Below are 26,078 nucleotides of genomic sequence, written 5' to 3' on the forward strand. Positions count from 1 at the left end.
AGAGGAAGGTATTCTGGTAAATATTAGTTTGGTGCTCAGATATGGGGAAAATATTCCTCAAATTGGATTTAAAATTCAAAAAAGTCTGAAAAAGGAATTAGAATATATAACCGGTATAAATGTCATTCTAATTAATATTTTTGTTTATAATTTAAAGTACTAAATCTTGTGTATCGTATATCGTATATCGTAAAAAGAATAATAGCCGGTAATCAGAATCCAGTTTTCAAAAGAAAATAATAATATGTATTGAGTGATGGGTAGAAGTTTGATTTATCAAACCCTTAATAATTAATAGATACAGAAGTTTATTCAAATAAATCTGAACAAGATACGAGATACGAACAATGGGATACGATTTTGTAAGAGAGGTGTAAGATGTTTGATAAAGAAGAAATAAAAAAAATTAAACAATTAAGGAAAGAATGGGAAAACAATATGGTCCAAAAAACGCTCGAGCGTTTTCCTGAAAGAAAAGAAAAATTTGTTACCGGATCAGGAGAAAGGATTGAGCGATTATATACTCCTGAAAATTTAGAAGAGTATGACTATAGTAAAGAATTAAATTTTCCTGGGCAATTTCCCTACACCCGTGGAGTTCAACCCACTATGTATCGGGGTCGATTTTGGACTATGCGACAATATGCGGGCTTTGGTACAGCTGAAGAATCTAATAAGCGTTATAAATATCTATTAGGTCAAGGACAAACCGGATTAAGCGTTGCTTTTGATCTGCCTACACAAATTGGTTATGATTCGGATCATGTTATGTCATTAGGCGAAGTAGGAAAAGTAGGAGTAGCCATAGATTCCTTAAAAGATATGGAAACGTTATTTGATGGGATTCCTCTTGATAAAGTAAGCACTTCAATGACCATAAATGCTCCAGCAACTGTATTATTAGCCATGTATATAGCTGTAGCAGAAAAACAAGGTATCTCTCCCGACAAACTAAACGGGACTATCCAAAATGATGTATTAAAAGAATACATTGCCCGTGGAACTTATATTTTTCCTCCTGCTCCTTCAATGAGATTAATTACCAATATTTTTCAATATTGTTTTAAAGAAATGCCTTTATGGAATACTATCAGTATAAGTGGCTATCATATTAGAGAAGCAGGTTCTACAGCAATTCAGGAAGTTGCCTTTACTTTAGCTGATGGAATAGCCTATGTAGATGCCGCAGTAAAAATCGGATTAGAAGTTGATAATTTTGCGCCAAGATTATCTTTCTTTTTTAATGCCCATAATGATTTATTAGAGGAAGTAGCTAAATTTAGAGCAGCTCGAAGATTGTGGGCTAAGATTATGAAAGAAAGATTTGGAGCTAAAAATAAAAAATCTTTAATGCTTAGATTTCACACTCAAACAGCTGGTTGCACTTTAACTGCTCAACAAGCGGATAATAATATTGTTCGGGTTACTATTCAAGCCTTAGCAGCAGTATTGGGTGGAACCCAATCTCTCCACACAAATTCAAGAGATGAAGCTCTGGCTCTTCCTGCTGAGGATTCGGTAAGGATTGCCCTTAGGACTCAACAAGTTTTAGCTTATGAAAATGGCGTAACCGAAACCGTTGATCCTTTAGCCGGTTCCTATTATCTAGAAACTATAACTAATAAAATTGAAAAAAAGGCTTTAGAATATATTGAAAAAATTGATAAATTAGGTGGTGTTATTCAAGCCATTGAAAAGGGATTTATTCAGCAAGAGATACAAAACAGTGCTTATAAATACCAGAAAGATATTGAAGAGGGTAAAAGGATAGTAGTAGGAGTAAATAAATTCAAGATTAACGAGGGATCTCCAAACGGTCTTTTAAAAGTTAATCCGGAAGTTGGACGTCAGCAAGTTGAGGAACTTAAAAAGTTAAAAGAAACAAGAAATAACAATGAAGTAAAAGAAAATTTAAAGTTATTGGAAGAGTCTGCTAAGACAGATAAAAATTTAATGCCCATAATCTTAGATTGTGTCAAATCTTATGCTACATTGGGTGAGATTTGTGATGTATTAAGAAGTATCTTTGGTGAATATAAAGAGTCTGTAAAGCTTTAAAGGTGGAGGAAATAAAATAATGGAAGGAAAAAAAATTAGAGTATTAATTGCTAAACCCGGGCTTGATGGACATGACCGGGGGGCAAAGGTGATAGCAAGAGCTTTAAGGGATGCCGGGATGGAAGTAATATATACTGGATTACGACAAACACCTGAACAGATTGTGGAAACCGCTATCCAGGAAGATGTAGATGTTATTGGATTAAGTATTTTATCCGGTGCCCATACTCATCTTTTCCCCAAAATAATGGAACTTTTAAAAGAAAATAACATTGAAGATATAATTATTATAGGTGGAGGAGTAATCCCCGAAGAAGATATTCCCGAATTAAAAAAAGCGGGCGTAGCAGAAATATTTACTCCAGGAACTGATACCCGTAATATTATTAAGTTTATTAAGGAGAAAGTAAAACAGCAAAATTAGTATAAAGAAATATTCTGAAAAAGAATAACAGAATAAATAGAAGAAAAGAAAAGTGTAGAAAAAACAATTTAAGGCTTTAATGATTTGGCTAAAGATAGATAAATAAAATTAATTGAAAAATTAGATTATCTTTGTAGGATGATTTTAAAAATAATTATGGGGCTTTAACGCAATACGAGAAAAAGGTAAATTAGATTAAGATGGAAATAGTAAAAAAAATAACTAATGGTGATCGCAGAGCAGCTGCGAAATTAATTACTTTAGTAGAAAATAACTTTAAACAAGCTCAAGAGATTTTGAAAAAACTCTATGATTTTACCGGGAATGCCCTAATAATTGGTATAACCGGTCCTCCCGGTTCAGGAAAAAGTACTGTTACCGATAAGGTTTCCAAAATTTTAAGAGGACAGGGGAAAACGGTTGGAATAATTGCCATTGACCCTACCAGCCCATTTACCGGGGGAGCATTGTTGGGGGATAGAATTCGTATGCAGGACCTTAGTTTAGATCAAGGTGTTTTTATAAGAAGCATGAGTACACGAGGGCATCTAGGGGGACTTTCTCAAGCTACCCAGGCAACGGTTAAGATATTAGATGCGATGGGTAAGGATATAATATTTATTGAAACGGTAGGTGTAGGTCAATCAGAAGTAGATATAGTTAAAGTAGCTGATACAGTCGTATTGGTCAGCATGCCGGGAATGGGAGACGATATCCAGATCATAAAAGCCGGGATAATGGAAATAGGGGATATTTTTGTGGTAAATAAAGCCGATAAAGAAGGATGTGAAGGTTTAGTTACAGAAATAGAAATGATGTTGGATTTAAACCGAGATAGAAGATGGCGTCCTCCGGTTTTAAAGACCATAGCTAAAGACAATGTCGGGATGAAAAAACTCTTGGAAGAGATTAATCGACATTTCCAATCTCTAAAGGAAAGTGGTGAGTTAGAGCAAAGACGCCGGGAGAGTGCCAAGAAAGAGATATTTGATCTTATTCAAGAACAATGGAAAGAAATACTTTCAACTTTTATTGATAACGGATTTTTAAATAAGTTAGTAACCAAAATAGTAAAACGAGAAGAAGATCCATACACTGCTGTAGAAAAATTATCAAGCATAGTAATGCATTCTTATGCAAAGGGAGGCATAAAAAATGATAGAAAAGATTGACCATATTGGTATTGCGGTAAAAAGCATTGAAAAGACCAGCGAGTTTTTTAGCAATATGCTGGGATTGAAAGTTACCGGTGAAGAAAATGTAGAAGAACAGAAAGTGAAAGTTGCTTTTTTGCCTTTAGGAGATAGCGAATTAGAGCTGTTAGAATCCACTGCACCCGAGGGTCCCATTGCAAGATTTATTGAGAAGAAAGGTGAAGGAATTCAACATATCGCCTTTAGAGTTGATAACATCGAGAAAACACTAGAAAAATTGAAAAAGGAAGGAGTTAGATTAATTGACGAAAAACCGAGATACGGAGCAGGTGGCGCAAAGATAGCCTTCTTACATCCTAAAGATACTAATGGTATTCTTATTGAACTAAGCGAAAGAAGTGAATAAAAAAATGATGTAGAGAATCAGAATCCAGAAGCCAGAAGATGTATTAAAAATACCTCTGACTCCTAACTCTTGGATTCTGAATACTCGAGAACTTTTAAAAAGAACAGAGAAAGGTGGTAAGATAAATTAATGAAATTATCAATTGATGAGTTAATGAAGAATTTAAGGGATAGAGAAGAAAAAGTAAAGGCAGGTGGGGGAGAGAAAAGGATAAAAGCCCAACATGAGAAGGGAAAACTTACTGCTCGGGAAAGAATCGGAATTCTCTTGGATAAGGATAGTTTTGTCGAGCTTGATCTTTTAGTTGAACACCGATGTAGTAATTTTGGAATGGATAAAGTAGAAGCACCCGGTGAGGGAGTTATAACCGGTTATGGAACTATAGACGAAAGACTGATTTATGTTTTTGCTCAGGATTTTACCGTTATTGGTGGTTCATTAGGAGAAATGCATGCTAACAAGATATGTAAAGTAATGGACATGGCAATGAAAATGGGAGCGCCATGTATCGGAATAAACGATTCAGGTGGAGCTCGCATTCAAGAAGGGGTAGATTCCCTGAGCGGTTATGGTCAAATATTTTATCGTAATACCATTGCTTCCGGGGTAATTCCTCAAATTTCTATTATTGTGGGACCAGCAGCCGGAGGAGCAGTCTACTCTCCTGCAATAATGGATTTTGTATTTATGGTAAAAAATGTGGGGATAATGCATATTACCGGTCCAGATGTGATTAGAGCTGTAACCGGAGAAGTAGTCACCTCTGAGAAATTAGGTGGAGCCATGACTCATAATAGGAAAAGTGGAGTGGCTCATTTTGCTGCAGAGAATGAAGAAGAAGTATACTAAATGGTAAGAAAATTGATTAGTTATTTACCCTCTAACAATATGGAAAATGCTCCCGCAATTGAATGTCAAGATGATCCTAATAGAATGGAAGAAGCTCTTTTAAATCTTGTACCTACCGATCCTAATAAACCTTATGAAATGAAAGAGGTAATAAACTATATCGTGGACGGAGGAGATTTTTTTGAGTGCCATCCTTATTTTGCAACTAATATGCTTACTGGATTTGCCAGGTTAAACGGTCAATCTATTGGCATAATAGCTAATCAACCAAAAGTGTTAGCAGGTTGTTTGGATATTGATGCATCTGATAAAGCTGCCCGTTTTATTAGGTTTTGTGATGCTTTTAATATTCCTATTTTAACCTTGGTAGATGTTCCGGGATTTTTGCCAGGAACTGCGCAAGAGTATGGAGGGATTATCCGCCATGGAGCAAAGTTACTATATGCTTATTCCGAAGCGACTGTTCCCAAAGTAACCTTAATTGTTCGAAAATCCTATGGTGGAGCTTATCTGGCTATGTGTAGTAGAGATTTAAGAGCAGATCAAGTTATCGCCTGGCCTACAGCAGAAATTGCGGTAATGGGTTCTCAAGGAGCAGCAAATATTATCTTTAGAAAAGAAATAGCTAAGGCAGATGATCCTGAAAAAGTACGCCAGGAGAAGATTGATGAATTCCAATTAAAATTTTCTAATCCTTATGAAGCAGCTAAACGAGGTTATGTGGATATGGTCATTGACCCACGAGAGACCAGACCTCGCTTGATAACAACTTTTGATATGCTATCTACAAAAAGAGAAAGTAGACCAGCGAAGAAACATGGCAATTTCCCAGTTTAAATTAGCATATAGTTAATTTATTACTTGGTTAGCTAGTTAAATAGTTACTTGTTTTTAAGAATTCGTCAATAATAAATTATTTATTAAATATTTTTCAATAGATATTATTAACCGGCTAACTAAGTAACTGACTAACCATATAACAACTAAAGAAGGAGGATAGGGCAGATATGTTTGAAGGAATAAAGGGAGCAATACAAATAGCAGTTATAGATATGATTTTAGTCTTTATGGTTCTTGGTGGATTAGCTTTAGTAATGGGATTATTAAAAAAAATTGTAGGAATTAAAAAAGAAAAAAAAATACCTAAAGAAGTTACAGTTACTCCATCACAATCAAGTATTACTTCGATAGAATCAAAAAAAGAAGTTGAAGGCAAATTAATAGCGGTCATTGCTACCGCTGTGGCTTCATGTTTAGAAAAACCACAAAGTAGATTTAAAGTACTGAGTATAAAAAAATATAATACCTCTTTAATTAATCCCTGGGCAGCTATGGGGAGACAAGAAATAATGTTAGAAAAAAATAATCAATATTAATATTGAAGATAAAGGAGTAGATAAAATAAAATGAGAAAATTCCAAGTAAAAGTAGACGGTAAAGTGTATGAGGTAGAAGTAGAAGAGGTGGGAGGGAATGAATCATCAGGGGGAACTATTCCTGTTCCTCAACCGATTGTGAACAAAGTAAAAGAAGTACCGGTAAGCCAAAAGGTAATGAAGGCTTCATCTAATTTAACTCCCGCTAAAGCGCCAACTGCAGAGGTAGCCGGAGAAGAAGTGACCGCGCCTATGCCTGGTAAAGTACTTCAACTCAAGGTATCTGAAGGAGACAGTGTAAAAGACGGAGATACTTTATTGATCTTAGAGGCTATGAAGATGGAAAATGAAATTATCGCCAATGCTTCCGGAAATATAAAAAAAATAAATGTAGCCGTAAATGATATGGTAGATACTGGCGATGTCTTAATGGTTATAGGTTAGAATAGAGAGGAGAATTTAAATGGATCTTTTAATGAAAGTCCTTTCCTTATTTACCCTTTCAGGATTTGCTAAACTTACTGGTGGTAATATAATAATGCTAATTGTGGGTGGAGTATTATTGTATTTTGCCATAGTAAAGAAATGTGAGCCTTTACTTCTTGTACCTATCGGCTTTGGAGCAATATTAGTAAATCTACCCATTACCGGAATAATGGAAGAGGGTGGTTTATTATATTTTATTTCATGGGGAATAAAACATGAAGTATATCCCTGTTTAATATTTATGGGTATTGGAGCAATGACTGATTTCGGCCCTTTATTGGCTAATCCGATAACCTTCCTTTTAGGCGCGGCAGCTCAAGTAGGGGTATTTGTAGCTTTAATTGGTTCAGTGCTTTTAGGATTTAATATTCAGGAAGCAGCTTCAATTGGAATTATCGGAGGGGCAGATGGACCAACAGCAATTTATCTTACAGTTAAAATGGCTCCTCAATTATTGGGGGCTGTAGCAGTAGCAGCTTATTCTTATATGTCATTGGTTCCTATCATTCAGCCTCCTATTATGAAATTATTAACTTCACCAGAAGAAAGAAAAATAGTGATGAAGCAACTAAGACCGGTATCCCGGTCAGAGAAGATACTCTTTCCTATTATATCAACTGTTTTAATTGGTCTTTTATTACCAGCTTCTGTTCCCATTATTGGAATGTTAATGCTGGGAAACTTATTTAGGGAAAGTTTGGTAGTGGATAGATTGTCTAAAACTGCTCAAAATGAATTAATCAATATCGTTACTATATTTTTATCTACCTGTGTTGGGGCTACCATGCAAGCCGAATATTTTTTAACCTTCAATACAATTAAAATAATAATATTAGGTTTAATTGCCTTTGGTTTTGGCACAGCCGGAGGGGTATTATTTGCTAAACTATTGAATAAAATAACTGGGGGAAATATTAATCCTTTAATTGGAGCTGCAGGTGTGTCTGCTGTGCCTATGGCTGCTAGAGTCGCCCAGAAAGTAGGGCAAGAAGCTAACCCCAGCAACTTTTTATTGATGCATGCTATGGGACCAAATGTAGCCGGAGTGATTGGAACTGCAGTTGCTGCAGGAGTAATGTTGACTTTACTCCAATAAAGCTAATTCATGTGTTTGTGGATAGTATTAAATAGTATAAACTAAGTCGCAATATTTGATTTTTTATAACGCAGGCTAAAGCCTGCGTTATTTATATGGGAATTAATAAATTGATTATATGGGTAAAATTAGTTTAAGATGATAATGAATTACACTTATAGGAGAAAATAAAACCTTAGAAAAAATAGCAGATTCCGATATAGGAATAATAAGATGAAAAAATTAACTAAAAAATATTGTTTGGGAATGGAAATATTAAATGGTAACCACAATTATGATGAAGGGGGATATTGAGTATAAATCAGTATCTCCAACTCGTGAATAGCATCTCGTATTCTAGTGCGTAGTGCATAGTTATTTAGCATATAGAAAAAGTCATTATGTAAAGAAATTATCCCTCTTTTTATCCTTTGCGTTAATCCATATATTCCAACGACTAATTCAATTGGAGAATTGGAGAATTGGTCAATCGCAGCATTAATCCATTGCTAACTTTAAAAATTTAGCAATTGATTTTTTTACTTCTTATTGTAAATATGCTAAAATATCTTCAGTTTACCAGAGATTAAATGAGGGAAAAGGAAATTTTATTATGTTGAAAAAATCTTATTCGATTATGGTTTTTTTTATTATTATTTCTTTGTTGGTAGCCGGAGTTATTGTTTTTCATCGCTCCTATTTAGAGAATAATTTTAAACAGGTAGAAATGGTCATGAGCCTGAATGAATTAAGAGAATTATCTTACCAGGAAGGTCGCGATGAAATTGAGCTATTAGCCAAAATAAAAAAGTCCGGGATTAATTCAATAGCTATTCATGAAGATACCCTAGAAAGTCTCGTTATTTCCGGAAAAATACTCTATTTTTCTAATCAAGAACTAAATAAATTAAATTTCTTTTTAACTTCGATCGATCCCTTTGAAAAATTTAAACCTTCCCCAGGAGAAGCTTATATTATATGCAATGATAAAAATGATTATTTTCGCTTAAAAGAAAATTTACAAAGGCAATTAGGAGAAGATCTGGTAAGAGATATTGGCTTTCTTCCCAATTTAGGTTTAAAGGTGAAAGGAAGCGAAGATAAACTTGCTAAATTGGGTTTAGGATTTCGTGAAGAAGATGTTAAAATGATAAAAAATAATGGGTTTCAGGTCATTTTACGTCTTAAAAATTTCTCTCAAATTAATAAGCAAGATATAGATTTTAAATTTAGCGAAAGTGAAAAAACCGGAAAGATTTCAGGAATAATTTTTGAAGGGGAAACGGTTTTAGGTTACCCTTCAAAAGAAAATTTGATTCATACTGCAGCACTTTTAAAAACAAAAGATTATCCCTTTGGAATAATAGAATTTGCCGATCAAAAAGGGATTGAGACAATCGCTCAGCAAGCAAGCGGCTTAGCAGTTAGAGTCCATAGTATCACTAAAGAAGAAATGGAAATTATTTCTAAACAAAAAGCTACAGAAAGATGGATTAGGGCAGCAAAAGAAAGAAAGGTAAGGATTTTTTATATTAAACCCTTTATGAAGTCTGATTCTAATCTTATTGAAGAAAATTTAGCTTATATTAAAACCATAACAGAAGAGTTAAAAGCTAGTGGCTTTAAGACAGGACAAGCTAGTATCCTTTCTGCAAATTACCAAGAACCAAAAATATTTATTCTTTTGTTGATTCTAGGGGTTATTTCTGCAGGCATCATTCTTTTAAAAAATACCTTCAACCTAAAAAACTATCAAGAGTATTCTCTGTTAATTTTAGGAATTTTATTTTCTTTAATGCTCCTCTTTTTCAATCAAAAGATATTGTTAATTAAGCTAATGGCATTACTAGCAGCTCTTATATTTCCTACTTTGGCAGTTATTAGTAACCAAAAATATTTTCTGGAAAATGATAATTTTAGATTAAAAGATATCCAAAATATTTCTAAAAATAATCTTAGTTTTACCAAGATGATAAAAAAAGTTTTATGCGGATTTTTCAAGGTAATTTTAATTACCTTAACTGGCGCTTTGTTGATTGCAGCTTTATTAAGCAATAGTAAATTTATGTTGGGGATAGAGCAGTTTAGCGGAATAAAGATTTCTTATTTGCTTCCTCTACTTTTGGTTCTGGCAATCATATGGTTAAAGGTGAATAAAGGAAAATTAATGATTTTGGAAAACATGAAGAAGCCTATTCTTATTGAACACGTAGTTATAATACTTTTCTTTGCGGTATTTTTGGTAATTTATATCTCTCGATCAGGGAATTTCTCTTTTCTCCCTGTGTTGGGCATTGAAGAAAAGATAAGAATATTTTTAGAAAAAACTTTAATTGCTCGACCCAGAAATAAAGAATTTTTAATCGGTTATCCCGCTTTATTATTGGCCATGAGTATGAATTTCTTAAAGATAAAAGAATTCAAGATTCCGATAATTATTATCGGTGTTATAGGTCCGGTTACTTTAATTAATACCTTTTGTCATCTTCATACTCCCTTTTTGTTTTCGATGCTGCGTACATTTAACGGGATATGGTTAGGTTTAGCGTTAGGACTAGTAGCCGTTACAATATTTTATTACTTAGTAAAAACATTTAGGGAAAATATTTAATGATCAAGAAGTCTAAAACCATGGTAAAGATAATGATTTCCGGCTATTATGGTTTCAATAATACCGGGGATGAAGCGATTCTTAAATCTATGGTAGGAGCCTTTAAGGAAAAAATACCCCAAATTAAGATAGTAGTTCTTTCTTGCAGGCCTTTGCAGACCTCTCAATCTTGTCAGGTTAAAGCTATAAAACGACTGAATGTTATTAAAATTATCTGTAATTTAAGAAATACCAATCTTTTTATTAGCGGAGGAGGCGGGTTACTTCAAGATTCATCCGGAAAAGGCTGGAGCATATTATATTACTTGGGATTGATATGGCTCGCAAAAATAACTAAAGTACCGGTTATGATTTATGCTCAAGGCATTGGTCCAATAAATAAGTATGTAAACAAAAAACTTATAAAGCGGACTTTAAACAAAGTTGATTTAATAACTCTAAGAGATAGTCCCTCCCAGAAAATATTGAATAATTTGGGAGTGTTAAAACCGTCGATCTTTGTAAATTCTGATCCTGTTTTTTTACTAAAGAAAAAAAACATTAATCAAACTCTGAATAATCATCCTTATATTAAGAAAATGATCAATACAGTTCATAATCGTCCCTTGATTGGATTTTCGGTGAGAAAATATAAAAGTAATGGATTAGATCCGAAAAGAATATTCGCCCAAACTGCCGATTATTTAGTTGACTGTTATAAAGCAAAGATTATTTTTTTCCCTTTTAAATATGATGAAGATGTGCATATTAGCGAAGAAATATTATCCTTGATGAAAAACAAAGCTGAAGTACTTAAAGCAAAACTTGAACCCGAAGAACTACTTTCTATTTTATCTCGACTATCTTTGATGATTGGAGTAAGGCTTCACTCCATTATATTTTCCAGTATGGTGAATATTCCTTTTTTAGCTTTTAACTACGATCCAAAAGTGAAATATTTTGTAGATGAGTTGGGCTTGTCTGAACTACTCATAGAGACAGATAAAGATATCTCTTTTAAAAATATTCAAGAGAATATAAAATATATTAGAGAAAATAATGATAAAATAAAAAATATTTTACAAAAAAAAGTAATCAATTTAGAAGAACAAGCCCTTGCTAATAATGAATTGATGTACAAGTTTTTAAACCAATAACCTTTAACCTTTGAGAGTATCATAAATATGATTAGAATGTTTCATGTATACAAAAATTATCCCAATAAAATACAAGCTTTGCGTGATATCAATATTCATATAAAAAAGGGTGAATTTGTTTTTTTGGTTGGTCCTACCGGAGCAGGGAAGAGTACTTTTTTAAAATTAATTTATCGTGGGATTGTACCTACCAAAGGTCAGGTAATTGTCGATGGTATAAATATAGCCCGGCTTAAACCCAGTTATATACCTTATTTAAGGCGGAATATAGGTATTATCTTTCAAGATTTTAAATTACTTTATGATAGAACGGTATACGAGAATATTTCTTTTGGTTTGAAAGCAATTGGGGCAACTAATTTTGAGATAAAACAACAAGTTAAAAAGGTCCTTAATTTAGTAGGGCTGGAGCATAAAAAGAAAATAAAGCCACATTTATTATCCGGTGGGGAACAACAAAAATTATGTATTGCCCGGGCTATTGCCAATGAACCATTAATATTGCTTACTGATGAACCAACAGGTAATTTAGATCCTTACACTTCCTGGGAGATTATGAAACTTTTATTTCATATAAATATTAGGGGAACTACTATAATCATGGCTTCACATGACAAACTGATGATAGATAAAGCAAAAAAACGAATAATAAGGGTGGAGCGAGGCCGAATAATAGAAGACATCCAACGAGGAATATATTAAAATGATTTTTGAAAATATGAGATTTTATTTTAGAGAAGCTTTACTTAGTTTTAGAAGAAGTATTTTAATGAGTATAGCAACAATATTAAGCATTACTACTATTTTACTTATTGTGGGCATCTTTGTATTAATATCAGCCAATTTAAATCTATTTTTGGAAAATTTAGAATCTCAATTAGAAATTATCACTTATTTAGAAGATAATATTTCAAATACAGAGCTAAATACTTTAACAGAAAAATTGAATTCTATAAAGGGAATAAAAGAAGTAAATTTTGTATCTAAAGAAGAAGCTTACCAAAGTTTATCTAAGGATTTAGGAGAGCAAAAGGACATATTAGGCGTTATTGAAAAAAATCCACTTCCTGCCTCTTTTGAGATAAGAATAGAAGAGCCAAGAATGATCGAGCAAATTGCTAATCAGATAACCAAGTTAGAAAAAGTGGAAGAAGTTGAGTACGGCCGGGAAACAGCTGAAAGATTGTTAAACTTTACTTATATATTTAGAAGAGCGGGAATGTTAGTATTAATTCTTCTAGTTTTTGCTTCAGTTTTGATTATATCTAATATCATTAAAATCACTGTGTATGCCAGAAGAAATGAAATTGAAATAATGAGCTTGGTTGGAGCTACTCCCTGGTTTGTTAAGTGGCCTTTTATAATTGAAGGTTTTTTACAGGGTTTTATCTCAAGCATTTTTTCTATAATAATTTTATATTATTTTTATTCTTTTGCAATAAATATAGTGCATCAAGCCATTCCTTTTTTACCATTAGTGGTGGATAATATAGATTTATTACCTATTGGCATAGCGATCGTATTATTAGGAAGTTTGGTAGGAATTTTAGGTAGTATATTTTCGGTAGGGAAATATTTGAATGCATGAAAAGAAATTAGATCTAATAAAAAAGAAAATATTTTTTATGGTAATATTAATTTTAATCTTCACCTTGTTGATTATATTTTTAAGTTATAGTGATAGTAATGGAGATTACAGTCAAAAGATAAATGAGGAAAACCAGAGATTAGAAAAAATAGAACAACAGATCAAGAATGTTAAAAATGAAATTAATAATTTGCAAAAAAAGGAAATTAGTTATCTAGAGACACTTCCTAAAATAGAAAAGCTTTTACAAGATGCAGAAAAAGAATTACAAACTATCGAAAAGGATTTGGAATTTGCCCAAAAAGAGATAATAGCGACCGAAAAAGAAGCGGTTATTGAGAAAGAGAAGTTAAAAGAAAAGACCAAGCTATTAGAAAGCAGATTAAGGGAGATATACAAACATCGCTTAACAGGTTATCTGGAAATTCTATTTAACAGTGAAAGTTTTTCTGATTTTCTTACTCGTTTTAGATATATTAAAAATATTTTGTCTTTAGATGCCGAGGTAATCCGGGATATTCGACAGCAGATGAAAAAAATAGAAGAGAATAAAATAAAACTGGAAAACAGGGAAGCAATTTTAAATTTGTTAAAACAAGAAGTAGAGAAAGAGAAAGAAAATATTGAATTTTCTATTCAAGCTAAAAAGTCCATTATTAACAAGTTAGATTCTCAAAAAGAAACCTATTTAAAATCTTTAAAAGAGCTAGAGCAATCTTCTCAAGATATAAAAAATATAATAGAAAAAATTTATAAACAGCAAGAAGAGGATTCCAAGAAAACCTCTCAGAACGAAGTGCCCACAATAATACTTCAGCCTAAGAAGGGAATTTTAGCTTTACCTATCCAGGGCAAATTAATTTCTGAATACGGAAGACAAAAAAATACTGATTATAATACTGATACTTTTAATTCCGGAATAGATATCAGCGTACCTCTCGGACAGGTAGTTCATGCAGCAGGTTCAGGAGAAGTAATTTATACTGGAAATATAAAAGGATATGGACAGATAATAATTATTGATCATGGAGGAAGAGTGACTACTCTATATGCTCATCTTTCTAAAATTTTAATAAATATTGGAGATAAAGTAAAAAAGGGACAGTCTATAGCTCAAGCCGGTGATAGTGGCGGAGTTTCTTCCACTAGGCTACATTTTGAAGTCAGGGTAGAGGGCAAACCTACTGATCCTATGAACTGGTTATAAACATAAACATTCTAAAAATTGGACGGTGAAAATTTTGATAAATATTAAAAGAAAAAGAATAGTTACTTTAATTTCGATTTTTGTGTTAATTTCCATAATTGGCGGATTCCTGTTTTATAATGTTAGAGCAAACGGTAAAAACAATGAAGAGAAGTTGTTTGACAATTTAGAGCCTTTCTTTGAAGCTTTAAATTTAGTCAGGTTTGAATACGTAAAGAAAGACATAGATCTAGATCTGGTTATTCAAGGAGCTATAAAAGGGATGCTAAAAACGCTTGATGACCCCTATACTCGTTTTATGGACCCGCAAGCACTTAAAAGAGAGCAGGAAGATATGTTTTTAGGTCGTTTTGGAGGATTAGGGATAATTATCTCTATAAAAGATGATCAATTAACTATAATTTCTCCCATTGAAGATACTCCAGCTGATAGAGCCGGAATAAAACCAGGAGACAAAATAATAGAGATTGATGGAAAATCAACTGAAGGAATGGGGTTAGATGAAGCAGTGAATATTTTAAGGGGGGAGAAAGGAACTGAAATAACTATTGGAATCAAGAGAGAAAAGGTAGAAGAAATTTTTGAAATTCCCATAATCCGGGATATAATCGAGGTCACAGCAGTAAAAAAGGAAACGATGGGTAAGTATGATAACCTTGCCTATATCCGAATTTCTACTTTTAATGTGAACACCGAACCTGAGTTAAGAGAAGCCTTAAATAAATTTAAAGAAGATAGTAATATTCAGGGGATTATTCTCGATTTGCGCAATAATCCAGGAGGATTATTAGATAGTGCAATAGAGGTAACCAGCAAATTCATAAAAGAAGGACCGATTGTTCACATCAAAGATAGAGATGGAATAGTAGCTACGATAGAATCAAGGGGGAACGAATACCCAGAATGGCCTTTATTCGTGTTAGTTAACGAGGGAAGTGCCAGTGCTTCTGAAATTGTAGCAGGGGCAATTCAAGATTCCGGAAGAGGTAAGTTGTTGGGAGAAAAAACATTTGGCAAGGGCGTAGTACAACAAGTATTTAATCTGTATAATGGCTCGGGAGTTGCTATTACTACATCTGAATATTTTACCCCTAGTGAGCGTTCAATTAATCATATTGGGATTGAACCGGATATATTAATAGAACCAGTAGAAGATGATGAACAGGACATGCAATTGAATAAAGCTATACAGTTATTGGAAGAAGAATTAAGATCGTCGTAAGTGAATAATGAATAGTTTTAGTTAGAAAGATAAAGAAGAAAAGACAAATAACTAACCAACCAAATTGAAAAGGATTTTATTTTGAAAAAGAATCAAAGAGAAATGATAAACATTATTGCATTGATAGTTATTTTAATTATTGCCTTTAATATTTCTAATTTATTTCATAAATCTATTGAGGAGGAAAGCGGCCTTCTTAACATATCTAGTGCCGACCTCCCACCTATCCATGAAATAGAGTTAGAATCAAAGATAGTCGAAAATGTTACTTATGATAGTGAACAATATGCAGATTTGATCATTAATGATTTAGCCTCTTCCGAGGAAGAGATACGCATTTCTCCTAAAGTAGCTTTTATAATAGATGATTTAGGATATGAAACAGACGTAGCCAAGAAAATGATAGAATTGGAATTTCCAGTAACCTTATCTATCTTACCTTTTCTTCAGTATTCTGATTTTATTGCTGAAGAAGGTAGGAAAAATAATAAGGAAATTATCTTGCATCTACCCATGGAGCCTAGTAACACTACTGCTAATCCCGGACCCGGCGCTATTAAGTCCTATATGTCGGAAGAAGAAATTAGACAATCTGTCCGCAAATCTATTTTAGATTTCCCTTATATTATAGGGGTTAATAATCATATGGGCTCAAAGATTACCGAAAACAGAAAACTCATGGAAACAGTTTTGGAAGAAATTAAAGAATATAATTTATTTTTTATAGATAGCATGACTACCAAGGACTCTATTGCCTATATAGTAGCACAAGAGATGGGAATAAAGTCTTCGGTAAGGTCGGTATTTTTGGATAATGAGAACGATATGGAATATATTAAAGGACAGATGTTGAATGTTCAAGAGATTGCTTTAAAAAAAGGAGAAGCCATTGCCATCGGTCATAGCCGTATAAACACCTTTTATGTTTTAAAGAGGATGTTCCCTGAATTAGTTAAGGTAGGTATAGAAATAGTCCCGGTCTCAAAATTAGTTAAATAAGAATTTTAGCCCTAACTTGTCTAGTCAGATTATTAGAAGGGTAAGTATTTATAGGACTGACGTTTCGCCTGTCCCAATTTCTAATTGATTGACAATTGTGTTATCAATTCTTTTGTATTATAATAATCTTGTTTAATATAAAAAATAACGTGTTTAGTGGTGATGATTGGTAGAAAAGAATAATTAATAATAAGAATATTATGTTCCACAAAATTAACGGGAATAATAGAAATCCTATTCTTGGTGAAATACTATATACTCTAACAACCATTCACTAAAAACTGATTAAGGGTGGAAAAAGAATGGAAAACAAAAAAATACGGGTAAGGTTTGCTCCCAGTCCAACTGGATATCTGCATATTGGTGGAGCCCGGACGGCTTTATTTAATTGGCTTTATGCCAGACATTATAATGGGACTTTTATTTTACGTATAGAGGATACCGACCAAATAAGGTCGACCGAAGAAGCAGTAAATGTGATACTAGAAGGCATGAAATGGTTGGGTTTAGATTGGGATGAAGGTCCTGGAAGAAATGGGGAATACGGTCCCTATTATCAGATGAAACGCTTACACATATATCGTGAATATACGGAAAAACTTTTAAAAGATAAAAAAGCATATCCTTGTTATTGTTCTAGAGAAGAGCTGACTAAAAGCAGAGAAAAACAGGTAAAGGAAAATAAATCTCTTAAGTATGATAGGCATTGTTTTAACCTTAGTGAAGAGGAAAGGAAGAGATATGAAGCAGAAGGTAGGAAACCGGTAATAAGACTTAAAATTCCCGCCAAAGAAATTGTTTTTGATGACCTATTAAGAGGGAAAGTGACTTTTGACGGTGAGTTGTTAAGTGATTTTGTAATTATGAAATCAGACGGAATTCCTACTTATAATTATGCAGTAGTTATTGATGACGCCTTAATGAGGATTAGTCACATTATGAGAGGAGATGACCATATTTCTAATACACCTAAGCAGATTGTAATATATGAAGCATTGGAATTTGATTTACCAGAATTTGCTCATATTCCTATGATTATGGGGCAAGATCACACCAGGTTGAGTAAGCGTCATGGAGCAACTTCGGTTATGGAATATAAAAAAATGGGTTATATCCCTGGCGCGGTAGTGAATTATATTACTCATTTGGGCTGGTCTTCTGGTGACGAAAGGGAGATATTCACCAAAGAAGAATTAATTAAAGAGTTTAGTTTGGAAAAAATTTCCAGACACGCTGCGGTTTTTAACATAGAAAAATTAAACTGGTTTAATAGTGAGTATTTAAAGAAGGAACCAATCGATTCCTTAACCGATATGCTTATTCCCTTTCTTGAAGAGGCCAATTATATCGAAAGTAAAAAAAATCTTTCTTCGGAAAAATATGATTATATAAAAAAAGTATTAAAACTATTGCAGGAAAGAATTAAAAATTTTTCTCAGTTTATCGAATATGCGGATTATTTTTTTGTGGATAAAATAAATATTGAACCTCAGGCTTTTGATAGCGTACTAAATAAAGAAGGTGTATCAGATATTTTACAAGCCTTAAGGGTAAAGCTTTTTACCCTTAGATGTTGGGATGAAGGAAATATTGAAAATGCAGTAAGAGAAGTTGCCTCTTCTTTACAAATAAAGGGCGGTCAAATAATTCATCCCACTAGGGTTGCTCTTAGCGGAAAAAAAGTAGGTCCTGGCTTGTTTGAATTAATGGTAGTATTAGGTCAAGATAAAACAGCCAAACGCTTAAAAGAAGCAATAGAAAAAATAGAAGAGGTGAAGAAAAATAATTAATTAGACTTTTCAAATAATCAGATTTAGTATAAAATGACGAAAAGAAAAGATTATTGTAGAGTTGAGGGATCGTCTAGTGGTAGGACACCAGACTCTGGATCTGGGAGCGGTGGTTCGAGCCCACCTCCCTCAGCCATTTTTGTTATTTTACTGGATATCTGGTTAGCTGGCAAATCGGTAAATAGGTTCCGGCGCAATCGAATAGTGGTTAATTCAGCTGGCTCTCAATCAGCAAACGGGGGTTCAATTCCCCCTTGCGCCACCATTTTTTTAGGTGAAATATAGATTTATTTTGAGCAGGAACTACCTACCTGCTTTTTTTAGTTGCTATAGCTAATTCACCAAAGAGAATTAAAATAATGAAATTGATAAAGTAAAAGAGGCTAAAAGTGAAAGATAACGAAATATTTTTAAGTAGAGAAGGATTAGAGAATTTAAGAGAAGAAATAAAGCACTTAGAAGGTGCAAAAAGAAAAGAGATACAAGAAGATATTAGCCGGGCATTAGAATTCGGAGATATTACCGAGAATGCAGAATATAACCTTGCTTTGGAAGCTCAACGTATGAATGAAATAAGCATTGTTAGATTAAAGCAGAAGCTAAGCCGGGCAAAAGTAGTAAAAAAAGACCCCCCTTCAGGAGAGATTGGTATTGGCTCTATCCTAAAGCTTTTAAATTTAGATTCCGGAGAAGAAATTGAATATACATTTGTAACGGATGATCAAATAGATTTTGCTCATAATAAGATATCGATCAGTTCTCCCTTGGGAAAGGCATTTTTAAATCACCGGGAAGGAGAAAGAGTTGAGATTGAAGTTCCTATCGGAATTTTAAGGTTTAAAATACTAAAAATTATTTAATGAAAACTAAAATATTAATAATAGATCCCAAGAGAATAGATTTTACTAAAATAAAAAAGGCTGCTGAGGAAATAAAAAAAGGTAATTTAGTAGCTTTTCCTACTGAAACAGTTTATGGATTAGGAGCGGATGGCCTGAACGAGAAAGCGGTGGCGAAAATATTTCATGCCAAAGGAAGACCATTTAATGATCCTTTAATTGCTCATATTGCCGATATAAAAGAATTGTATAAATTGTCCAAGCATGTCCCCCCGATTGCCTTAAAATTAGCCAAAACATTTTGGCCTGGTCCTCTAACCTTAATCCTAAAAAAGTCTGAATTGGTTGCTGATATTGTTACCGCTGGTTTAGATACCATTGCAATTAGGATACCGGCGAACGATATCGCTTTAAGTTTAATTAGGGAAGCTAAAACTCCTATTGTTGCTCCCAGCGCTAATCTTTTTGGGAGGACAAGTCCGACCAATGCTCAACATGTAGCCGATGATTTAGGGGGAAAAATAGACATGATCATTAACGGAGGCAAAACTAAAGTAGGGGTAGAATCTACTGTTTTAGATATAACTGTTGAACCTGCCCAGGTATTAAGGGCAGGGGGGATATCGATAGAAAAATTAAAAGAAATCATTGAACAGGTAAAAATAAGTATGGAGATAGAAGAAGGTTTTCGCTCTCCGGGGATGCTAAACAGTCATTATTCTCCTCAAGCAAAACTAATTTTAGTAGAAGAAAAAGAGGAAGGCGAAATAGAAGAAGTTCGTCAGCTGGCTTCTGAGTATAAAGCAAAAGGATTTAAAGTAGGGATAATGGCAAAAGGAGAAAATCAAAATGAATATAATGGATTTAAGGTTAAGGTAATAGGCAAGAGCGCTGAATTAGAGAGATGTGCGGCAAATCTCTTTGCTATTTTAAGAAATTTTGATAAAGAAGGATATGAAATTATTATTGCTGAAGGATTAGAAGAACAGGGTTTGGGGTTAGCTATAATGGAGAGATTAAGAAAAGCAGCAGCTCCCAAATAAATATTAAAAATCATTGTAAAATAATTTGACAGAAAAGAAAGGTTATGCTAATATTTTAAAAAATGTTAAGGAGTAAGTAAGGTGGCAATAAATAATAAACTTGCTAAATTGATAAGTTTCTTTAATTATTATTTTTATTACTATTATTCCACCGATGTTTATGCCTTAGCATCTTAAAAGGTAAACAATAAGATATCATAGGCATAGACATCGGTTTTATGCCTATGATATCTTTATATATTTTTATATAAAGGTCATAGGTTATTTAATTCCTATGACCTTTTTTATTTTATAAGAATAGTTGTTTAAAAAGTGTAGGAACTCCATTGATCGAATAGAAAAACAAGAGAAATGTTATTGCACACTTTAATATGGTAGGCGGAGTAATATCAAATCGTATCAATGGGCTGTCCTCTAACAAGAAAAGAGGTGAGAGTATGTTAGTAAGAGGAATAAGAGGTGCTATAACGGGAAAGAGTAATACTAAAGAAGAAATTATAACAATCACCAAAGAATTGCTAATTGCCTTACAGAGAGAAAATCATTTTAAGATTGAAGAAATAGTAAGTGTGTTTTTCAGTGCCACTTCTGATTTAAATGCAGCTTTTCCAGCTCAAGCAGCACGAGAATTAGGCTGGGACCAAGTTCCCCTTTTTGATATGCAAGAAATCGAAGTCCCAGAGAGCTTGCCCAAATGTATTCGAATATTAATCCAGGTAAATTGCCAAAAAAGCCAGAGAGAAATAAAGCACTGTTATTTAAGGGGAGCAGAAATATTAAGAAAAGATTTAGTTAAAAAGAACCTCAATTTAAAGGAGAGTGATTCCAAGTGATTATAGTGATAAATGGCCAAACCAGCGAGTTTCATATAGAAAAAGTAGTGCAGAAGCTACGTGAAATGGGACATGAAGTACACATCTCTCGGGGAGAAAAACAGATTGTTTTAGGAGTAATAGGTGATGTAGAAAATTTAAATTCAGTTCCTCTTTACGCCTATGACGGTGTAGAGGAAATTATTCCCATTGCAAAACCCTATAAGTTGGCAAGTAGGGAGTTTAAAAGTTTTGATACTATTGTAAAAATAAAGGACGTAATTATAGGCAGCAAAGAGGTGATAGTAATGGCTGGACCATGTGTGGTTGAAAATAAAAAACAGATATTTGAGACAGCAAAACAAGTAAAAGCTGACGGGGCAAAGATATTAAGGGGAGAAGCCTTTAAACCTCGTACATCCCCTTATAGTTTTCAGGGGTTGGAGGAAGAAGGTTTGAAGTTATTAGCTCAGGCGGGAGAGGAGGCAGGTTTACTAGTTGTAACTGAAGTGATGTCAGTTAACCAGATAGAATTAGTAGGTAAGTATACCGATATATTTCAAGTAGGTACTCGTAATATGCAGAATTTTATATTATTAAAAGAATTGGGTAAAATTAAAAAACCAATATTATTAAAAAGAGGAATGTCAGCTACTATAGAGGAGCTACTATTATCAGCAGAATATATTTTATCTCAAGGGAATTATGAAGTGATATTATGTGAGCGAGGAATTCGAACTTTTGAAAACTATACCCGCAACACTTTGGATTTAAGCGCAATCCCCGCATTAAAGAGGTTAAGCCATTTGCCGGTAATTGTAGATCCCAGCCATGCTACCGGGAAGTGGAGATTGGTAAGCGCAATGTCTAAAGCTGCTATAGCTGCAGGAGTGGATGGCTTGCTTATCGAAGTTCATCCTGACCCCAAAAATTCATTTAGCGATGGAGCTCAGACCTTAAAAATAGCTACTTTTGCTCAGTTGATGAGAGAACTTAAACCTATAGCTCAAGCAGTAGGTCGAGAATTGAGTGCACCTATTGAAAAAGATTTAGAGAGGATGAAAAATTAAATGGAGCTTGTTTTAGAAAAAGTAAACAAATTAAAAGGGAATATATTTGTTCCGGGAGATAAATCAATATCTCACCGTTCTCTAATTTTAGGTTCTATTGCTCAAGGAGAAACTCGAGTATACAATTTATTAAATTCCTTAGATTGCCAGAGCACCTTAGAATGTATGCAATCCTTAGGAGTGAAAATAGATTTGGATATAAATAATTCTGTTCATATTGAGGGAAAAGGACTATATGGATTACAAGAACCAAAAATTATCCTTGACGTGGGGAACTCAGGAACGAGTATTCGTCTTTTAACCGGATTACTTAGCGGACAAAATTTTTACTCTGTTTTAAATGGCGATAATTCAATTAGGAAAAGACCCATGAAAAGAGTAGTACAGCCTCTTCGCTTGATGGGTGCAGATATTTGGGGGAGAGAAGAGGGTCATTTTGCTCCTTTAAGTATTAAGGGAAATAAACTTAACCATTTTCAATATACTTTACCAGTTGCCAGTGCTCAGGTGAAATCAGCTCTTCTGTTGGCTGGTCTTTATACTAGTGGGGAAACAGTAATTAGAGAACCTCTTTCCACCCGGGATCACACCGAAAGGATGTTAGAAATTATGCGGGCAGATATAAAGATTTCGTCTTCAGAAATTAAAATAAAAGGTGGAAAGGAATTAAGGAGTACTGATATTTTTATCCCCGGTGATATTTCTTCCGCGGCTTATTTCCTAGCAGCTGCTGGATTAATAAGAAATTCTAAAATTACAATCAATCAAGTAGGGGTTAATCCAACCAGGACGGGAATCATTGAAATTTTTAAAAAAATGGGGACAAAGATTGATATCTTAAATTATCAGATACAATCTAATGAACCTCGCGCAGATTTAATAGTAGAATGTTCAAAATTAAAAGGTGTAGGGATTAAAAAAGAAAGTATTCCTTTTTTAATCGATGAATTACCTCTTATTGCGGTAATAGCAACTCAGGCATATGGAAAAACATTGGTAAGCGGAGCGAGAGAACTAAGAGTAAAAGAGTCTGACCGGATACAAGCTATCGTTAGTGAACTAAAAAAAATGGGAGCCGATATTCATGAAAAAGAAGATGGCTTTATGGTAAATGGTCCCACAAGATTGAAGGGAGCAGTCTGTGAAAGTTATAATGATCACCGAATTGCTATGTCCTTAGCAGTTGCCGCCCTATTGGCTGAAGGTAAAACTGTGATAAGAAATTCAGAATGTATAAATATTTCTTTTCCCAGATTCGAAAAAATTTTACAGGATTTAATTGATTGGTAATCGTTATATTGAAGAAAGTATAAGTAATTACTATCAAAAATTAAGAGGGGAATGCAAATGAAAAAAGAAATAAATGGAAAGACTGAAATAATAGGCGTAGTTGGAAAGAATATAGAAAATAGTCTTTCCCCACTTATTCATAACCAGATAATAGATAGATATTCTTTAAATTTTTGTTATCTGCCTTTTCAAGTAGCAGAAATCAATTTGGGTAACGCTATCCAAGGGATAAGTGCTTTAAATATAAAAGGTGTAAATGTTACTTTTCCCTATAAAGAGAAAGTAATTAAATTTTTAGATAAAGTGGAAGAATCAGCTCGAAGGATTGGGGCGATAAATACAATTGTCAATGATAAAGGGAATCTTACAGGTTACAATACCGATGTAATTGGTTTCAAGAAGAGCCTGCAGGAAGAAGGAAAATCTACAGTAAAAGGGAAGAAAGCAATTATTTTAGGAGCGGGAGGAGCTGCCCGTGGAGTGATTTACGCCCTTCTAGAGGAAAAAATTGAAGAGATAACTATCTTCAATCGAACTTTAGAAAGAGCTAAGAAGATCAAACAAGATTTTTCTAACTTTTTTCCCAAGAGCTGTATTAGAGCATTTTCCTTAGAAGAAGAAAATATAAAAGATAAAATAAGAAGAGCTCATTTTCTGGTTAATACTACTTCTTTTGGAATACCCCCTCAAATTGATAAAACACCTTTACCAAATGAAAAATTATTTCATCCCAACCTCTTAGTTTATGACCTTATTTATCATCCCACCAAAACTCTTTTTTTAAGACAAGCAGAGCAGGCGGGAGCAAAAATAATGAACGGTTTACCGATGTTGGTCTATCAAGGGATAGAAAGTTTCTTTCTTTGGACTGGTATTAAAGTAGAAGGGAAAGAAGTTATAGAAATGATTAGAAAAATTGAATTTTTACAAAATATTGACGACCAACAGATAACGACTATTTAAGAAGGGAGAAAATTTAACATGCTAAGGTTTCTTGATGCGGGAGAATCTCATGGCAAATGTTTGTTGGGAATAATAGAGGGCTTACCGGCAGGATTTTGCATAAACCAAGAAAAGATCAATATTAATCTGGCTAGGCGACAAGGAGGTTATGGTAGAGGAAATAGGATGAAGATTGAAAAGGATCGAGTTGAAATATTATCGGGATTAGTAGAAGGAAAGACCATAGGAAGCCCCCTTGGTCTATTGATAAAAAATAAAGACTGGGAAAATTGGCAAGACAAAAAAATTCCTTCTTTAAGCATTCCCCGGCCAGGTCATGCAGATTTTGCCGGAGCAATAAAATATGGATTTAAAGATGTGAGGAAAGTCTTAGAGAGAGCCAGTGCTCGACAGACGGCTATGAGAGTAGCAATAGGTTCAATAGCACAACAATTTTTGGAAGAATTTAATTTAAATATTTATAGTTATACATTACAGATAGGTCAGATAAAAGCATCGAGGACTACTACTTTTAATCCCAAGATTAGAGCTGAAATTGATAAATCACCTGTATATTGCATAGATGAGAAAGCATCAACCGGAATGTGCAGAGAAATTGACCGTACTCGGGAAACAGAAGATACTTTAGGGGGAGTATTTGAGGTAGTAGCCACCGGCGTTCCAATCGGTTTAGGAAGTTATGTCCAATGGGATAGACGTTTAGACGCTCATTTAGCTTCAGCTCTTATGAGTATTCCAGGAGTAAAGGCAGTAGAGATCGGTGAAGGAATAAAGATTTCAGGGGAAAAAGGTTCGGATGTTCATGATGAAATTTTTACTAAGATAGAAACAAGAAAAAAATTCTGCCGCTATTACCGAAAGACTAATCGAGCTGGTGGCATTGAGGGCGGAGTGACCAATGGAGAAGAAGTTATAATTAGAGCTTATATTAAACCCATACCTACTTTGATTAATCCCCTTTATTCTGTTGATTTTTCCAGCAAAAAGGAAACAAAAGCATTATATCAAAGATCTGATATCTGTATTGTCCCTGCGGCCAGTATAGTGGGAGAGGCAGTAACTGCTTGGGAAATAGCGATTGCTTTTTTAGAGAAATTTAGCAGTGATTCTTTAGGGGAAATAAAAGAGAATTATGAAAATTATAAGGAGCGACTCCAAGAGGTATGAGAAAAAATATCATTATTACCGGATTTATGGGAACCGGCAAGAGTGTTACAGCTAAAGAATTAGCTCAAAGATTAGAAATGGAATTTATAGATATGGACCGGGTAATTGAAGAACGCCAGGGGGCGAGCATCGCGGATATTTTTGATAGATATGGGGAAAAATATTTTCGAGAACAAGAGAATATATTAGTAAGAGAACTTTCTCTACAAGAAAATTTAGTTATTGCTACTGGTGGAGGTACATTTCTTAATCTGGATAATATTAAAACAATGAATCAAGAGGGGAAGGTAATTTGTCTTTATGCTACCCCACAGGCTCTTTATAGTCGCTTAGAGAAAAAGAATAATCGTCCACTCATAAAAGGAGATAATCTTTTAAACAAAATAAATCATTTATTAGAAAGGAGAAAGAAAATATACGAAAGTTTCGATTATAAGATTAATACTTCTAATCTTAGCGTTCAGGAAGTCGTAGATAAAATAGTTACACTTTTGAAATTGGAAAGGTGAATAA

The 26,078-nt window shown here is 33.7% G+C and carries 24 protein-coding genes, 2 tRNA genes and 1 pseudogene; all 27 read left to right on the forward strand.

Features of this window, described 5'->3' with window-relative positions; genetic code table 11:
* On the forward strand, window positions 1-163 hold a 163-nt coding region (locus tag ENO17_06850), incomplete at its 5' end, for an Asp23/Gls24 family envelope stress response protein (protein ID HER24749.1).
* A gap of 215 nt (window positions 164-378) precedes the next feature.
* A complete protein-coding gene (locus ENO17_06855; protein HER24750.1) occupies window positions 379-2,058 on the forward strand; it encodes a methylmalonyl-CoA mutase in 1,680 nt (559 codons plus the stop codon).
* Between the two features lie 19 nt (window positions 2,059-2,077).
* Window positions 2,078-2,482 carry a cobalamin B12-binding domain-containing protein gene (locus ENO17_06860; GenBank protein HER24751.1) on the forward strand — a complete coding sequence of 135 codons (405 nt, stop codon included), beginning with the start codon at window positions 2,078-2,080 and terminating at the stop codon, window positions 2,480-2,482.
* A gap of 194 nt (window positions 2,483-2,676) precedes the next feature.
* Complete coding sequence (gene meaB, locus ENO17_06865) at window positions 2,677-3,654, forward strand: methylmalonyl Co-A mutase-associated GTPase MeaB (GenBank protein ID HER24752.1); 978 nt, start codon at window positions 2,677-2,679, stop codon at window positions 3,652-3,654.
* Window positions 3,638-4,042 (forward strand): methylmalonyl-CoA epimerase, encoded by a 405-nt coding sequence (gene mce / locus ENO17_06870; GenBank protein ID HER24753.1) that lies wholly within the window; start codon window positions 3,638-3,640, stop codon window positions 4,040-4,042. Before meaB ends, mce begins: the two co-directional genes overlap by 17 nt.
* Window positions 4,043-4,171: 129 nt before the next feature.
* Window positions 4,172-5,728 (forward strand): annotated as a pseudogene (locus tag ENO17_06875) (methylmalonyl-CoA carboxyltransferase).
* A gap of 170 nt (window positions 5,729-5,898) precedes the next feature.
* Window positions 5,899-6,267, forward strand: a complete 369-nt coding sequence (locus ENO17_06880) for a hypothetical protein (protein ID HER24754.1) — start codon at window positions 5,899-5,901, stop codon at window positions 6,265-6,267.
* A gap of 30 nt (window positions 6,268-6,297) precedes the next feature.
* Window positions 6,298-6,711 (forward strand): biotin/lipoyl-binding protein, encoded by a 414-nt coding sequence (locus ENO17_06885; GenBank protein ID HER24755.1) that lies wholly within the window; start codon window positions 6,298-6,300, stop codon window positions 6,709-6,711.
* A gap of 19 nt (window positions 6,712-6,730) precedes the next feature.
* Window positions 6,731-7,849 carry a sodium ion-translocating decarboxylase subunit beta gene (locus ENO17_06890; GenBank protein HER24756.1) on the forward strand — a complete coding sequence of 373 codons (1,119 nt, stop codon included), beginning with the start codon at window positions 6,731-6,733 and terminating at the stop codon, window positions 7,847-7,849.
* 592 nt (window positions 7,850-8,441) lie between these two features.
* Window positions 8,442-10,439, forward strand: coding sequence for a hypothetical protein (locus tag ENO17_06895; GenBank protein ID HER24757.1), 1,998 nt, complete (start codon window positions 8,442-8,444; stop codon window positions 10,437-10,439).
* Window positions 10,439-11,575 carry a polysaccharide pyruvyl transferase CsaB gene (gene csaB / locus ENO17_06900; protein HER24758.1) on the forward strand — a complete coding sequence of 379 codons (1,137 nt, stop codon included), beginning with the start codon at window positions 10,439-10,441 and terminating at the stop codon, window positions 11,573-11,575. Before ENO17_06895 ends, csaB begins: the two co-directional genes overlap by 1 nt.
* 27 nt (window positions 11,576-11,602) lie before the next feature.
* Entirely contained in the window at window positions 11,603-12,277 is a 675-nt protein-coding gene (gene ftsE / locus ENO17_06905; protein ID HER24759.1) for a cell division ATP-binding protein FtsE, read from the forward strand.
* Between the two features lies 1 nt (window position 12,278).
* Entirely contained in the window at window positions 12,279-13,163 is an 885-nt protein-coding gene (locus ENO17_06910) for an ABC transporter permease (protein ID HER24760.1), read from the forward strand.
* The gene (locus tag ENO17_06915; GenBank protein ID HER24761.1) at window positions 13,156-14,370 is read left to right on the forward strand and encodes a hypothetical protein; all 1,215 of its coding nucleotides are present in this window, start codon (window positions 13,156-13,158) and stop codon (window positions 14,368-14,370) included. Before ENO17_06910 ends, ENO17_06915 begins: the two co-directional genes overlap by 8 nt.
* Before the next feature lie 25 nt (window positions 14,371-14,395).
* Window positions 14,396-15,592, forward strand: coding sequence for a S41 family peptidase (locus ENO17_06920; protein ID HER24762.1), 1,197 nt, complete (start codon window positions 14,396-14,398; stop codon window positions 15,590-15,592).
* 81 nt (window positions 15,593-15,673) lie between these two features.
* Window positions 15,674-16,591, forward strand: coding sequence for a divergent polysaccharide deacetylase family protein (locus ENO17_06925; protein ID HER24763.1), 918 nt, complete (start codon window positions 15,674-15,676; stop codon window positions 16,589-16,591).
* 302 nt (window positions 16,592-16,893) lie between these two features.
* Window positions 16,894-18,381 carry a glutamate--tRNA ligase gene (locus ENO17_06930; GenBank protein HER24764.1) on the forward strand — a complete coding sequence of 496 codons (1,488 nt, stop codon included), beginning with the start codon at window positions 16,894-16,896 and terminating at the stop codon, window positions 18,379-18,381.
* 62 nt (window positions 18,382-18,443) lie between these two features.
* A tRNA-Gln gene (locus tag ENO17_06935) sits at window positions 18,444-18,517 on the forward strand.
* Window positions 18,518-18,571: 54 nt separating this feature from the next.
* A tRNA-Glu gene (locus ENO17_06940) sits at window positions 18,572-18,646 on the forward strand.
* A gap of 124 nt (window positions 18,647-18,770) precedes the next feature.
* On the forward strand, window positions 18,771-19,241 hold the full coding sequence (locus tag ENO17_06945; GenBank protein ID HER24765.1) for a transcription elongation factor GreA: 471 nt from the start codon (window positions 18,771-18,773) through the stop codon (window positions 19,239-19,241).
* The gene (locus ENO17_06950; protein HER24766.1) at window positions 19,241-20,263 is read left to right on the forward strand and encodes a threonylcarbamoyl-AMP synthase; all 1,023 of its coding nucleotides are present in this window, start codon (window positions 19,241-19,243) and stop codon (window positions 20,261-20,263) included. Before ENO17_06945 ends, ENO17_06950 begins: the two co-directional genes overlap by 1 nt.
* Before the next feature lie 437 nt (window positions 20,264-20,700).
* Complete coding sequence (gene aroH, locus ENO17_06955; GenBank protein ID HER24767.1) at window positions 20,701-21,096, forward strand: chorismate mutase; 396 nt, start codon at window positions 20,701-20,703, stop codon at window positions 21,094-21,096.
* Window positions 21,093-22,145 (forward strand): 3-deoxy-7-phosphoheptulonate synthase, encoded by a 1,053-nt coding sequence (aroF, locus tag ENO17_06960; protein ID HER24768.1) that lies wholly within the window; start codon window positions 21,093-21,095, stop codon window positions 22,143-22,145. Before aroH ends, aroF begins: the two co-directional genes overlap by 4 nt.
* Window positions 22,146-23,435, forward strand: coding sequence for a 3-phosphoshikimate 1-carboxyvinyltransferase (gene aroA / locus ENO17_06965; protein HER24769.1), 1,290 nt, complete (start codon window positions 22,146-22,148; stop codon window positions 23,433-23,435).
* 51 nt (window positions 23,436-23,486) lie between these two features.
* Window positions 23,487-24,398, forward strand: coding sequence for a shikimate dehydrogenase (locus tag ENO17_06970; GenBank protein HER24770.1), 912 nt, complete (start codon window positions 23,487-23,489; stop codon window positions 24,396-24,398).
* Between the two features lie 18 nt (window positions 24,399-24,416).
* Entirely contained in the window at window positions 24,417-25,565 is a 1,149-nt protein-coding gene (locus ENO17_06975) for a chorismate synthase (protein ID HER24771.1), read from the forward strand.
* Window positions 25,562-26,074: a shikimate kinase gene (locus ENO17_06980; protein ID HER24772.1), complete on the forward strand. Its 513-nt coding sequence runs from the start codon at window positions 25,562-25,564 to the stop codon at window positions 26,072-26,074. The genes ENO17_06975 and ENO17_06980 overlap by 4 nt, the downstream gene beginning before the upstream one ends.
* Window positions 26,075-26,078 lie beyond the last annotated feature (4 nt).

The sequence above is a fragment of the Candidatus Atribacteria bacterium genome (genome assembly GCA_011056645.1).
Lineage (GTDB): Bacteria > Atribacterota > Phoenicimicrobiia > Phoenicimicrobiales > Phoenicimicrobiaceae > Sediminicultor > Sediminicultor quartus.

What these genes read in the sequence shown, in the direction of transcription:
- ENO17_06975 (HER24771.1), top strand. Translation starts at nt 24,417, where the DNA reads ATGCTAAGGTTTCTTGATGCGGGAGAATCTCATGGCAAATGTTTGTTG.
- ENO17_06970 (HER24770.1), top strand. Translation starts at nt 23,487, where the DNA reads ATGCAAATGAAAAAAGAAATAAATGGAAAGACTGAAATAATAGGCGTA.
- aroA (HER24769.1), top strand. Translation starts at nt 22,146, where the DNA reads ATGGAGCTTGTTTTAGAAAAAGTAAACAAATTAAAAGGGAATATATTT.
- ENO17_06880 (HER24754.1), top strand. Translation starts at nt 5,899, where the DNA reads ATGTTTGAAGGAATAAAGGGAGCAATACAAATAGCAGTTATAGATATG.
- ENO17_06915 (HER24761.1), top strand. Translation starts at nt 13,156, where the DNA reads ATGCATGAAAAGAAATTAGATCTAATAAAAAAGAAAATATTTTTTATG.
- ENO17_06950 (HER24766.1), top strand. Translation starts at nt 19,241, where the DNA reads ATGAAAACTAAAATATTAATAATAGATCCCAAGAGAATAGATTTTACT.
- ENO17_06930 (HER24764.1), top strand. Translation starts at nt 16,894, where the DNA reads ATGGAAAACAAAAAAATACGGGTAAGGTTTGCTCCCAGTCCAACTGGA.
- ENO17_06860 (HER24751.1), top strand. Translation starts at nt 2,078, where the DNA reads ATGGAAGGAAAAAAAATTAGAGTATTAATTGCTAAACCCGGGCTTGAT.
- csaB (HER24758.1), top strand. Translation starts at nt 10,439, where the DNA reads ATGATCAAGAAGTCTAAAACCATGGTAAAGATAATGATTTCCGGCTAT.
- ENO17_06980 (HER24772.1), top strand. Translation starts at nt 25,562, where the DNA reads ATGAGAAAAAATATCATTATTACCGGATTTATGGGAACCGGCAAGAGT.
- mce (HER24753.1), top strand. Translation starts at nt 3,638, where the DNA reads ATGATAGAAAAGATTGACCATATTGGTATTGCGGTAAAAAGCATTGAA.
- ENO17_06855 (HER24750.1), top strand. Translation starts at nt 379, where the DNA reads ATGTTTGATAAAGAAGAAATAAAAAAAATTAAACAATTAAGGAAAGAA.
- ENO17_06910 (HER24760.1), top strand. Translation starts at nt 12,279, where the DNA reads ATGATTTTTGAAAATATGAGATTTTATTTTAGAGAAGCTTTACTTAGT.
- ftsE (HER24759.1), top strand. Translation starts at nt 11,603, where the DNA reads ATGATTAGAATGTTTCATGTATACAAAAATTATCCCAATAAAATACAA.
- ENO17_06895 (HER24757.1), top strand. Translation starts at nt 8,442, where the DNA reads ATGTTGAAAAAATCTTATTCGATTATGGTTTTTTTTATTATTATTTCT.
- ENO17_06885 (HER24755.1), top strand. Translation starts at nt 6,298, where the DNA reads ATGAGAAAATTCCAAGTAAAAGTAGACGGTAAAGTGTATGAGGTAGAA.
- ENO17_06890 (HER24756.1), top strand. Translation starts at nt 6,731, where the DNA reads ATGGATCTTTTAATGAAAGTCCTTTCCTTATTTACCCTTTCAGGATTT.
- aroH (HER24767.1), top strand. Translation starts at nt 20,701, where the DNA reads ATGTTAGTAAGAGGAATAAGAGGTGCTATAACGGGAAAGAGTAATACT.